The organism is Sphingomonas sp. CFBP 13603 (genome assembly GCF_014892665.1).
Taxonomy (GTDB): Bacteria; Pseudomonadota; Alphaproteobacteria; order Sphingomonadales; family Sphingomonadaceae; genus Sphingomonas.
The window spans coordinates 1-8115 of sequence record NZ_JADBIA010000022.1; the positions used below are offsets into that span (position 1 = coordinate 1).

Genomic DNA, 8115 nt, shown 5'->3' on the forward strand with positions numbered 1-8115 from the left:
CCAGCACCCGCCCCGGCACCAGCGCCCGCCCCGGCTCCAGCACCCGCCCCGGCTCCAGCACCCGCCCCGGCTCCAGCGCCCGCTCCAGCGCCTGCCCCGGCTCCAGCTCCAGCTCCAGCTCCAGCTCCAGCTCCGGCCCCAACGCCAACGCCAACGCCAACGCCAACGCCGACGCCGACGCCGACGCCGACGCCGACGCCGACGCCCCCGGTCGTGCCGCAGCTTCCCAACGCGACAAGGCCGATTATCGAGGTCCCGCCCGTTCGCGTGCGCGTGCCAAATCCGCCGCCGATCGAGATCGTCGACGGCGGTGTGACGCCGCCCACGCCCGATCGCCCAGGAATCGTCAGGGTGGAAATGCCCGAGGGCAGCCCCCCGGTCGGCACCACGTTCGTCCCGCCGACCCCGACGCCACCGACGCCACCAACGCCACCGACACAGAACGTCACCGTGCCGCCCGTGCCGACGCCACCCGCCAAACCCACGGTTCCGGTCTACCCCCGCAAGCAGGCGCGAAACTGATGAGACCGTTGCACCAGCGAGGCCTCGCCTCGCTGGTCTTCGCGATCACGATCAGTGCCTCCTCCGCAAACGCCGCACCAGCCAGCGTCTCAAAGCAGGCGGATAAGGGCGCGCCGACAGCGGCGTCGTCCGTCGGCGCAGAGATCGTACAGTTCCAAGGCGAAGCGACCTCGCGCGATGCGCGCGATACCGCCAACTGGGTGACGACGTCGCACGACAATCGCGGTTTGCCGTTCATCGTCATCGACAAGGTGAATGCCAAGGTCCTGGCGTTCGATGGCAAGGGCTCGCTTCGGGGTGCTTCCCCGGCCCTGCTCGGCTTGGCGCGCAGCGATGCCAGCGTACCCGGTATCGGGCATCGGAAGCTGGCGACGATCACGCCGGCCGAGCGCACCACGCCCGCGGGTCGTTTTCAGGCGTCGCTCGGCAACGATTTCGACCAGGATATATTGTGGGTCGATTACGATGCCGCGCTCTCGCTGCACCGCGTCATCGCCGGCCGGCCGCAGGATCACCGCGCCGCGCGACTTGCGTCCGCATCGCCGGACGACAACCGGATTTCGTACGGCTGCATCAACGTGCCCGCCAAATTCTACGACGACGTCGTGAAGCCGCTGTTCACCGAAACCGTCGGGATCGTCTACATTCTTCCAGAAACCAAGCCGTTACGCAGCGTCTTTGCGGTTCCGAACTAAGTATCCGGACCGCGCCGAACCAGTCCTCGACCGGCTCAGCCCCAGGGCCGTTCGCGATACCATTTGGTCAGGACGTATTTCGTGCCCTGTTCGACGGGCATGCCCTGATGCAGCGACCCCGGATTCGGACGGCCCAGCTCGTCCATATTGTTCCAGATCACTAGGTTGCCCGCTTTCGGTGCGATCATCACGCCCGCAGTCGGGAAGTTCGTGCGGCCGCCCGCTTCGGGCTCGTTGAGGAACGTCATCGCCGACCAGGTGCGCTGACCACCGATCGGCACCTGATTTCGCCAATACAGCTGGCCGGTATCGAAATAGTCGTGATGCGGCTTGAACTCCTGTCCCACCGCATAGCGCTGGCCCTGCAGTGCCTCGCCGAACCGCGGTTCGAGCCCCGTCAGCGCATCTAACTTAGTCTCCACCGCCGTCACGGGACCAGGCCCGGCGTACAGGTAACAGGTCTCGCTGGTGCGCGACAAAGGAACCGGGTTGTCGGCAACTACGGGTGATGGCACGCGATTGTCATCGATCAGCGCTATCAGTGCATCGCATTCTTCGACCGACAGGAAGTTACGGACGATATACAGCTCGACACTGTTCGCCGGGATGCGGACGGCATCGGGATAGCACGCGATCCGTTCGCGAACGCCGATCGCAGAGTCGGCACGGGTGAGCGCCTCCATCTGACCATCACGAAGATCAAGCGCGTTCAATCGCGCGGATATCAACGACGTGTTACCGGAAACATCGGTCGGCCACGCGCCAGTATTGAGAAATTCCGACATCTTTTCACTGCCTTAGTCATCGCATTTCGACCAGAGCGATAGCCTACATTCCTATCATGGATTTATATTTTTAGTAGATGCATCTTTCGGCTCTAACGTACGTTTATCTTATACGACCAACATAGGTTAGGCCGGTTGAGCGAATTTTTCGCGACCACCCCGCCCTGATGGATGCGCTAAGTCGCACCAGACCGAAGAGTTCGGGAACATCCCACGCTCCGCTGCCGGCGAGAGCGACGGGTGACGCGATTTAACGGACATCGGCGGAGACCTATCATGCAACCGATATTTTCGGCAGGTGCGGAATCGATATTTCGTACGCTGCGAACAGCAACGCCTACCACCACGTCGCGTATCAAGCGACGTGATACCCTGCGGTTCGTACCAGAACCGTCGGCCGATGATATCTTCTACCCGGTAGCGCTCGGCCTGGTTGCGGCCCTGCTGCTCTCGCTGCTCCTCTGGGCCGGGCTTCTGTTCCTGTACCTCAGATAGTGCAGCCCGACCTGTAGTCAGGTCGCCGCCGTCCATCGGCGCGCAATTCCCAAAATTCCTCTGACACGTCCTCGCGGTCCGCGGGGCCAGGATCGTCATGTTCAAAAACATTCTCGCGTGCGCGGCGGCGTCGTTGCTGGCGCTCGCACCCCACCCTGCGGCTGCGCAGCGTCTTATCCTGCCAGGCGCTCTGCTGCTGGCTGGTTACCGCGCGACCTGTGGTCCGGTCGACACGATGATCAAGCCGATCGACGATATCGCAGCAGCCTATCGTGGACGGATCATCCTCCATCCCCGCGTCCTCAATCTGCCCCGCGCACAGCAGCTCTTCTGGTATACGCATGAATGCGCGCATCAGATATTCGGTCCGGGTGAGGCCGCTGCGGACTGCTGGTCGGTTCAGCAGGGCAAGATCCAGGGTTGGCTGTCGCGAGATGAGCTCGGCAAACTTGAAAACTCGATGCGCGGGTTTCCCGGCGACGCGGCGCACGCCGATGGTCCGACCCGGATCGCTTACATGCAGCAATGCTTTTCGCGCTAAACCCGCACTCGTACAAAATCGACCGACCGCAGGCATCGGAAAGCTACCGGATCAGCCGGCTGCAACGCCCCCTCGGCGAACGACGCGCTCCAAAATCGCAAGCGGCATCGCGCCCTGGAGCAGGACGGCGTGGAATTGCTTCAACGTGAAGCCCGGCTTTTTCTCCGCTTCGGCACGCAGGCGGGTCCAGACGGTATGGCCGATCTTGTAGCTGCACGCCTGCCCCGGCCAAACCGTGTAGCGATCGATCTCGCCCTGGCTTCGTCCCCGTGCGATACCCGTAGTGGCGATCAGATAGTCGGTCGCTCGCTCGCGGCTCCAGCGCTTGGCATGCATGCCGCTGTCCACGACGAGCCGCGTCGCGCGGAACAGCAGCGACTGGAGATATCCGACCTGCCCGAGCGGATCGCCTTCATACATCCCCATCTCGTCGGCGAGCTGCTCGGCATACAAGGCCCAACCTTCGGAATAGCCGCTGAAAAATCCGCGACGGCGGATCAACGGAATTTCGGTGCTTTCGAGCGCGAGGCTCACCTGAAGATGATGACCAGGGACGGCTTCATGATGCGTCAGCGTCGCGAGACCGAATTTCGGACGATCGAAGGTGTCGCGCAGATTTATGTAGTAGATCGCGGGTCGCGATCCATCGAGCGACGCATTCTGGTAATACCCACCCGGTGCACCGGCCTGGATGGTCGGCGGCACGCGACGGACCTCGACCGGCGCCTTGGGCAGGCTTGCGAACGCCTCGGGCAGGCGGGCCTGCATCGCGACGATCTGGCGGTTGAGATGCGCCAGCAACGCATCGCGGCCGGCGTCGGTGTTCGGATAGAGCTGGTCGGGTCGCTGGTTGAGCGCGACCAGCCGTTCGCCGACGCTGCCCTTGGTCATGCCCTGCGCCTTCAGGATCGTGTCGATCCGCGCACCGATTTCGGCAACCTGCGCCAGCCCCAGACGGTGGATCTCGTCGCCGCTCATCGCCACCGTCGTCGCGGCCTCCGCCGCGGCGGTGTAATAGGCATCGCCGTCGGGCAAGCGCCAGCAGCCTGCGTCGTGCACCGCCTTGCCGCGGAGTTCGGCGACCAGCGCGCGCTGACGTTCCAGCGCTGGAAATACGTCGCGCTGAACGATCGTCGTCGCCTTCGCGACGCGCTCGGGCGGAAGGTTGGAGGCCTTCAGTTTGGCGGCGAAACTTGCGACCATCACCGTCTGATCCGCCGGACGCTCCATCGCACTACCGAGCTGCTTCAGCGTGGTGTCGAGAATATAGTCGGGCGCGAACACGCCGCGCGCCGCATCGCTGCGTTGCCGCCCTGTGCTGTCGTCGATCGCCTTCGGGAACGCCGAGAGCCGCTCGAGATAGGCGTCGGCCTCGTCCGCATCGCGCACGCGCGTCTGCGATTCGAGGAAATCGGGCACGTCGCGGTAAGGACCGGTCAACTGGCTCAGGACATAAGGCGCAAACCGACCGAGACTATCGCCGTATGTGAAGCGCTCTGCGCCGGCCACTGCACGGGTCAGCTGATAGCTCACGACCTCGTAATCCAGCGCGGCCGCGGGCGAGAGACCATGCGTACCAAACGACCGGAGCTCCGCCAGTTCTGCCTTGGCACGCGCCAGATCGTCCGCCTGCCCGGCCGACGACTGATCGTCGAGCTTGGATTTCAGTGCGGAACGGCTGCCGCTATCCAACCCAAGCCGGGTCGCCTGCTCGGGCGAGGCATCGAGCCGCGCGTAGAAGAACCGGTCGAGCATCGTGCGAAGCGCCGTATTGCGATCGACAGTGGCGGCCTCGGCCCGGATCGGCAGCGCGCCGACCACGGACGCAGCGGTCGCGCTCGCGAGAAATTTACGGCGATGCATATCCACTCCTTCGATCAACTGTCGTGCAGCCTATCGGGTACGCCCACAGAAAGCATCCCGTCGAACTATGCCGGAAGCGCGATCGGATACATCGCAGAGCGCGTCGTTCGCGGCGGCCGCTTGCCAAGTCGAATAACGAAGATCGGCGGTGTCGATCCGGTTGGCAACCGGGCCGACACCGCCGTGGTGTTACGTCGCTGTACCGATCGTCACGATCGGATCATGTCGCCTCAGCTATGCAGCGACCGACGGAACGTCTCTGGCAGGAACACGAGACCGACAACCGCCGTCACTGCGCAGGCGAGGATCGGGTACCACAGCCCGTAATAGATGTCCCCGGTCGCCGCGACCATTGCGAACGCCGCGGTCGGCAGGAACCCGCCGAACCAGCCATTGCCGATATGATAGGGCAGCGACATCGACGTGTAGCGGATCCGCGTCGGGAACAGCTCGACCAGCAGCGCGGCGATCGGGCCGTAGACCATCGTCACGTACAGCACGAGCAGGACGAGGATCGCGACGACCATCGGCTTGTTGATCTGCGCCGGGTCCGCCTTTTCGGGGTAGCCGACCGCAGTCAGTGCAGCCTTCACCTCGCCACCGAACGTCTTGATCGCAGCAGCCTTCTCAGGCCCCGAAACCACCGCGGGGTTGACGACCGGGATGGTCGCGCCGCCGATATGGATCTGCGCGACGGTGCCCGCAGGCGCGATCACGTTGGCGTACGAGATGCCGGCCTTCGCCAGATACGCCTTGGCGATGTCGCACGAGCTGCTGTCGAACTTGTTCTTGCCGACCGGATCGAACTGGACCGAACACTCGTCGGGATTGGCGACGACGGTTACCGGCGAATTGGCCTGCGCGGCATAGAGCGCCGGGTTGGCGGCCTTCGACAGCGCATGGAACAGCGGCATGTAGGTCAGCGCGGCGAGCGCACAGCCGGTCAGGATGATGTATTTCCGCCCGATCTTGTCCGACAGCCAGCCGAAGAAGATGAACGCCGGCGTGGCGATCAACAGCGCGATCGCGATCAGGATGTTGGTGGTCGGCCCATCGACGCGCAGGTTCTTCTCGAGGAAGAACAACGCGTAGAACTGGCTGGTGTAAAACACGACGCCCTGCCCGACGACCGCACCGAACAGCGCTATCAGCACGACCTTGAGGTTGCTCCACTGCCCGAACGCCTCGGTCAGCGGCGCCTTCGAGGTCTTTCCCTCGTCCTTCATCTTCTGGAACACCGGGCTCTCTTCGAGCTGCATGCGGATCCAGAGCGACACGGCGAGCAACGCGATCGAGACGATGAACGGGATACGCCAGCCCCATGCCGCGAACGCCTCTTCGCCGACCAGCGTACGCACGCCGATCACGATGAGCAGCGCCGCGAACAGGCCGAGCGAGGCGGTGGTCTGGATGAAGCTGGTGAACAGTCCGCGCTTCTTGTCGGGTGCGTGCTCCGCGACATAGGTCGCCGCACCGCCATATTCGCCGCCGAGCGCGAGGCCCTGCAACAGCCGCAACACGACGAGCGCGATCGGTGCGGCGACGCCGACCGACGCGTAGCTTGGCAGCAGGCCGACCAGGAAGGTCGACAGGCCCATGATCGCCATCGTGACGAGGAAGGTGTTCTTGCGCCCGACGACATCGCCGATCCGCCCGAACACCAGCGCCCCGAACGGCCGCACCGCGAATCCGGCCGCGAACGCCGCGAGCGCGAAGATGAACCCGGTCGTCTCGTTGACGCCCGAGAAGAACTGCGCGGTGATGATCGTCGCGAGCAGGCCGTAAAGATAGAAGTCATACCATTCGAACACCGCGCCGAGCGACGACGCGATGATGATGAGCGGCTGGCTCTGCTTCACATGCCCGAGGGGCGAAGCATCCCCTGTTGTAGTCGCCATGGCGGTATCCTCTCAGATGGAGCGATTATGCTTTAGAACGAGTAGCGTGCGGCGAGTTCGCCGCGGTCGAGCTTGCCGACCTGGCCGTCGACCAGCCGCCGTTCCGCGTGGCGGAACTCGACACCCAGATCGATGGCCTTGATCGGCGAGAAGAACAGGTTGGCGGACGTGCTCCACGCCGACGCACTCGCGCCGATCGGTTCGCCGCCGGTCGGATAATCGATCGACTGGACGCTGCCGATGAAGGTCGAGCGCAGCTTGTCGGTCCAGCCGAGCTTGAGCGCCGCGAAGCCAGCGGTGAGGCTGGGCGTCCGCAACTCCGCTCCCGGCACCGCCGCGAAGACGGCGTCGGGCGCGAGGTTCAGGCCGACATACCGGCCGATGCCGTCGCCGTGCGTCACCATGAAGCGGATGTCGGAACGGCCCGACACGTCGAGTGGCACCTTGCCCGCGAACGACACGCCCCACCCTGTCGCACTCTCGTTCAGCGGTCCGGTATCGATGGTCAGCTTGCGCGCCAGACCCGCCAGCGAGAACTCGCCGAACGCGGTCTTGTAGTTCAACCGAGCCGCGACGTCGGGCAGGCGATCGTCCGCATTCTCGACGATCGCGGCAGAGGTCAGGCCGGTCGACGCCGTCTCCGGGTTCTCGGCCGCGACGGACACCGTCAGCGTATCGCTCAACTTGCGTGTATACCGCACCTGAGCCTGCCGAACGAACACGCTACCCTCCGACGGTCCGATGAAGTCGGTCGTCTCGGGCAGTGCGCCGATATACTGGAAGGTCGTCCATTCCTGACCGAACAGCCAGTTATCGTAGGTGAAGAACGCGCGCCGCAGGCCGGGGTTGTAGCCGCTGACGACGCGCTGGTTACCCTGCGATCCCGGCACGACCTGGAAATCGACTTCGAGCAGACCCTTTAGGCTGTGCCCCGCGATAGGCGTGTCGGTCGCCAGCACGATCCGCGTCTGCTTGGCGTGCGATTCCAGGCTGTTGCCCTCGTTGCGACCGCCGACCGGGATCATGCTTGGAAAGTAGAAATCGCGCCCGACCGATTCCGGTGCGATGTTGCCGCCGCTGTACCGGCTGACCGATGCCCAGGTCTTGATGAAGCCGTTCAGCTTGACCGTCGTCCCCGCGACCTTGAACCCGTCGGTCGACGCTGCGGCGGGTGCTTTCGCCTCGGCAAGCGCGGTTGGCGCGGTCGGCCCGACGGGGGCCGTCGGATGCAGGTCGTTCGGCGCGGACGCGACCGCGGTCGGTGCGGCGGTCGACGTCGCCGGAGCGGCAGGTCGTGGCGCGGCCGCAGCCGTCGC

At 64.6% G+C, this 8115-nt stretch carries 7 protein-coding genes; 3 read left to right on the top strand and 4 right to left on the bottom strand.

Going from position 1 to position 8115, the window contains the following annotated elements:
* Positions 1 to 273 precede the first annotated feature (273 nt).
* Both IFR23_RS19885 and IFR23_RS19890 read left to right on the top strand, forming a co-directional pair.
* Complete coding sequence (locus tag IFR23_RS19885) at positions 274 to 522, top strand: hypothetical protein (protein ID WP_192977294.1); 249 nt, start codon at positions 274 to 276, stop codon at positions 520 to 522.
* A complete protein-coding gene (locus tag IFR23_RS19890) occupies positions 522 to 1217 on the top strand; it encodes a L,D-transpeptidase (protein ID WP_197978569.1) in 696 nt (231 codons plus the stop codon). Before IFR23_RS19885 ends, IFR23_RS19890 begins: the two co-directional genes overlap by 1 nt.
* A 35-nt stretch (positions 1218 to 1252) precedes the next feature.
* Here IFR23_RS19890 and IFR23_RS19895 read toward each other — a convergent pair whose 3' ends face one another.
* Positions 1253 to 2002, bottom strand: coding sequence for a prolyl hydroxylase family protein (locus IFR23_RS19895; protein ID WP_244647128.1), 750 nt, complete (start codon positions 2000 to 2002; stop codon positions 1253 to 1255).
* A 592-nt stretch (positions 2003 to 2594) separates the two neighbouring features.
* Between IFR23_RS19895 and IFR23_RS19900 the strand changes: the two genes are divergently transcribed.
* Positions 2595 to 3038 carry a hypothetical protein gene (locus IFR23_RS19900; RefSeq protein ID WP_192144790.1) on the top strand — a complete coding sequence of 148 codons (444 nt, stop codon included), beginning with the start codon at positions 2595 to 2597 and terminating at the stop codon, positions 3036 to 3038.
* 51 nt (positions 3039 to 3089) lie between these two features.
* Here the strand turns inward: IFR23_RS19900 and IFR23_RS19905 are convergent, their stop codons facing one another.
* The 3 genes from IFR23_RS19905 to IFR23_RS19915 form a co-directional block, all read right to left on the bottom strand.
* A complete protein-coding gene (locus IFR23_RS19905) occupies positions 3090 to 4901 on the bottom strand; it encodes a DUF885 domain-containing protein (RefSeq protein WP_192977295.1) in 1812 nt (603 codons plus the stop codon).
* Between the two features lie 230 nt (positions 4902 to 5131).
* On the bottom strand, positions 5132 to 6799 hold the full coding sequence (locus IFR23_RS19910) for an MFS transporter (RefSeq protein ID WP_107962140.1): 1668 nt from the start codon (positions 6797 to 6799) through the stop codon (positions 5132 to 5134).
* 32 nt (positions 6800 to 6831) lie between these two features.
* Positions 6832 to 8115: DcaP family trimeric outer membrane transporter (locus IFR23_RS19915; RefSeq protein WP_244655819.1), on the bottom strand; the 1284-nt coding region annotated here is incomplete at its 5' end.

Bases quoted from the DNA above. Each gene is read 5' to 3' on its own strand.
- IFR23_RS19890 (WP_197978569.1), top strand. From the start codon at position 522: ATGAGACCGTTGCACCAGCGAGGCCTCGCCTCGCTGGTCTTCGCGATC.
- IFR23_RS19895 (WP_244647128.1), bottom strand. From the start codon at position 2,002: ATGTCGGAATTTCTCAATACTGGCGCGTGGCCGACCGATGTTTCCGGT.
- IFR23_RS19900 (WP_192144790.1), top strand. From the start codon at position 2,595: ATGTTCAAAAACATTCTCGCGTGCGCGGCGGCGTCGTTGCTGGCGCTC.
- IFR23_RS19905 (WP_192977295.1), bottom strand. From the start codon at position 4,901: ATGCATCGCCGTAAATTTCTCGCGAGCGCGACCGCTGCGTCCGTGGTC.
- IFR23_RS19910 (WP_107962140.1), bottom strand. From the start codon at position 6,799: ATGGCGACTACAACAGGGGATGCTTCGCCCCTCGGGCATGTGAAGCAG.